General features: G+C 62.0%; 2 protein-coding genes and 1 pseudogene. All 3 read left to right on the plus strand.

What is annotated here, in order from left to right:
- A partial coding sequence (locus BMH52_RS25850) for a FecR family protein (RefSeq protein WP_143192554.1) occupies nucleotides 1–426 on the plus strand: 426 nt, incomplete at its 5' end.
- 115 nt (nucleotides 427–541) lie between these two features.
- Entirely contained in the window at nucleotides 542–3,106 is a 2,565-nt protein-coding gene (locus BMH52_RS25855) for a TonB-dependent receptor (protein WP_073845501.1), read from the plus strand.
- Between the two features lie 137 nt (nucleotides 3,107–3,243).
- A pseudogene (locus tag BMH52_RS25860) lies at nucleotides 3,244–3,506 on the plus strand (biliverdin-producing heme oxygenase); the annotation flags it as partial.

A 3,506-nucleotide genomic window follows, 5' to 3' on the forward strand; every position in this document is an offset into this window, starting at 1 on the left:
GTGCGCGCCAGCGTGCGCGACACCGCCTTTGCCGTGCGCTACCTCAATGGCGAAGCCCAGGTTCAAGTGCAGCGCGGCGATGTCGACCTGAGCAACACGTTCGACGATGCCCGCGTGCGCCTGAGCGCCGGTGAAAGCATCCGCATCGGCCCCAAGGGTTTCGGCCAACCGGCCAAGCTCGACCCCAGCAAGGATATGGCCTGGGTGCAGGGCCGGCTGGTATTCGAAAACTGCCCGCTGAGCGAAGTGCTGGCTGAGCTGCGCCGCTATTACCCCGGCTGGATCGTCAACAACAACGAGCAGCTGGCCAGCGTCGCCGTCACCGGCAACTACCGCCTCGACCAGCCCCTGGACGTGGTGCGCTCTCTGGCTCACATCACCTCGGCCAAGCTGTCGGAGTACCCGGCGCTGGTGATCCTGAACTAAATGAGAATTATTTTTACTCGATATTAACCGGCGATACGTCTCGTTATAGCCAATGCAACTGATTCCTATTTGTTTCGGTTCGCAACTATAAGATTCGTATCCCGGAGCGCTCTCGATGTCCTCTCGTTTCAACCGCCGGTCTGCTTCGCCCGTTTTGTCCTTGCTGACCGCCGCGATCCTGCTGGCTGGTACGCCCGTCATGAGCGCCACCGCCGCGGAATCTGCCGCTCGCAGCCACGCCAATTACACGTTCAGCATCGAACAGCAGCCACTGGTGTCGGCACTCAACGCCTTCACCGCAGTGACCGGCTGGCAAGTCGGCCTGCCGGCCGAACTGGGCCAGGGCGTGTCGTCGCCTGGCGTGCGCGGCCCGCTGCCAGCGGAAAAAGCCCTGGAGCGGCTGTTGGTGGGGACCAACCTGAGCTATCGCAAACTGGGCACTAACAACATCGTGCTGGAAAAACGTAGCGCCGGCAGCGCCCTCGCCCTGCAACAGGTGACCATCAGCGCCACCCGCAATGAACAGGATGTGAACAGTGTACCGAGCACCGTCAGCGTGCACGACCGCGCAGAACTGGACCGCCAGCACGTCAACAACATCCGTGAACTGGTGCGCTACGAACCCGGCGTCTCCGTCGGCGGCGCCGGTACGCGCTCGGGTAACGCGGGCTACAACATTCGTGGCATCGACGGCGACCGCGTCCTCACCCAGGTGGATGGCGTCGAAGTGCCGGACAATTTCTTCAACGGCCCTTACGCCAAGACCCGCCGCAATTACGTCGACCCGGAAATCGTCAAGCGCGTGGAGATCCTGCGCGGCCCGGCCTCGGCCCTGTACGGCAGCAGCGCCATCGGCGGCGCGGTGAGTTATTTCACCCTCGACCCGGATGACATCATCAAGCCAGGCCAGGACGTCGGCGCCCGCCTGAAGACCGGCTACAGCTCAGCCGACGAGAGCTGGCTGACCTCCGGCACCTTCGCCGGGCGTGTGCAAGACTTCGACGGTTTGCTGCACCTGAGCCAGCGCAATGGCCATGAAACCGAGTCCTACGATGGCAACAACGCCACCGGCCTGGCCCGTACCGGCGCCAACCCGGAAGATGCGCGCACCACCAACGTGCTGGCCAAGCTGGGCTGGAACTATGGCGATGACAACCGCCTGGGCCTGACCTATGAGAAGTTCAAGGATGACCGCGACGTCAATCTGAAAAACGCAGTGGGCGGTCCGTTCATCGGTGGTCGGGGCATGAACCTGTACCGCGACCGTCGCGGTAACGACACCATTACCCGCGAGCGCTTCGGCCTGGAAAACACCTTCGCCCTGGAGTCGCCGATTGCCGACCGCATCAAGACCAGCCTCAACTACCAGATCGCCAAGACCGACCAGACCACCGCCGAAATCTACCAGGCCGGCCGTCGCGTCCTGCGTACCCGCGACACCCTTTACGAAGAAAAACAGTGGGTCTTCGACGCGCAACTGGACAAAGCATTCAGCCTCGGCGAAACCGACCACCAAGTGACCTACGGCACCACCCTCAAGCAGCAGAAAGTCACCGGCTCACGCGAAGGCTCGGCCTCGTGCCTGGCCATTGGCGCCGGCTGCACCGCCATCGGCGCGCCCAGCCCATCAGCCAGCGACAGCGTGAAAAAGGCCAGCGACTTCCCCGACCCGACCATCAACACCTACTCGCTGTTCGCCCAGGACCAGATCACCTGGGACAAATGGACCTTCCTGCCCGCCGTGCGTTATGACTACACCCGGCTCAAGCCCAAGCTGACCCAGGAATTCCTCAACACCGTCAACCCGACCGGCGCCTATACCGTCGATGGCAAAAACAAGACCTGGAACCGCGTAACACCCAAGTTCGGCCTCACCTATGCCCTGACCGACAACTACACCTGGTTCGGCCAATACGCCGAGGGCTTCCGCACGCCGTCTGCCAAAGCACTGTACGGTCGCTTCGAAAACCTCAACCTGGGCTACACCGTCGAACCCAACCCCGACCTCAAGCCGGAAACCAGCAAAGGCATCGAAACCGGGATTCGCGGCAAATTCGACGAAGGCTCTTTCGATATTGCGGTGTACTACAACAAGTACCGCGACTTTATCGACGAAGACAACGCCGTGGTCGGCGGCACCGTGGAGCAGTTCCAGGCGGTCAACATCAAGCGCGCCACCATCAAGGGCGTGGAAGCCAAGGGCCGCCTGAACCTGGATACCTTCGGCGCGCCGAAGGGTCTGTATACCCAAGGCTCGGTTGCCTACACCTACGGTCGCAACGACGACAATGGCGAGCCGTTGAACAGCGTCAACCCGCTCAAAGGCGTGTTTGGCCTGGGCTACGACCAGGACAACTACGGTGGCCTGGTGAGCTGGACCGTGGTGAAAAAACAGAACCGCGTCGACAGCACCACCTTCCACGCGCCCGACGGCGGCACCGACGGCCCGTTCAAGACCCCGGGCTTCGGCATCCTCGACCTGACCGCTTACTACAAGGTGAGCAAAGACGTGACCGTCAACGGTGGCCTCTACAACCTCACCGACAAGAAGTACTGGAACTGGGATGACGTGCGCAGCTACGACAGCGTCGGCGAAGCCGGTGTGACCGGCCCGGCCAACCTCGACCGCCTGACCCAGCCCGGTCGCAACTTTGCGATCAACGTGATCTGGGACATCTGACCCATCCGCCTCACCTCGCCGCCCTTGCAGCCGCGGCGAGGTGAGGATTTTTTACTGTGCCGCGTCTTCTTGTTCGTCTAGTTGATAACAGCTCTCTTCAGGGCGCCCAGGCGCTTCTCTTCTCAAGGACTTTTTTCATGACCGCTTCTTCCACCGCAGAACGCCCAAGCCTGCGCTCCCAACGCCTGAACCAGATCACCAACGAGCCGCACACCAAGCTCGACGCCTTGGTGAAAGCTCACGCGCCGTTCGAAACCCAAGCCAACTTCGCCCGTTTCGTGGTGGCCCAGTACCTGTTCCAATCGGAACTGGTGGCCTTGTACAACGATGCCGAGTTGAACCAGATCATCCCTGACCTGGCCGCCCGCTGCCGCGCCGAAGCGGCCAAGCTCGACCTGGC

This window comes from Pseudomonas sp. BTN1, assembly GCF_001907715.1.
In the GTDB taxonomy this organism is placed as follows: domain Bacteria; phylum Pseudomonadota; class Gammaproteobacteria; order Pseudomonadales; family Pseudomonadaceae; genus Aquipseudomonas; species Aquipseudomonas paracarnis.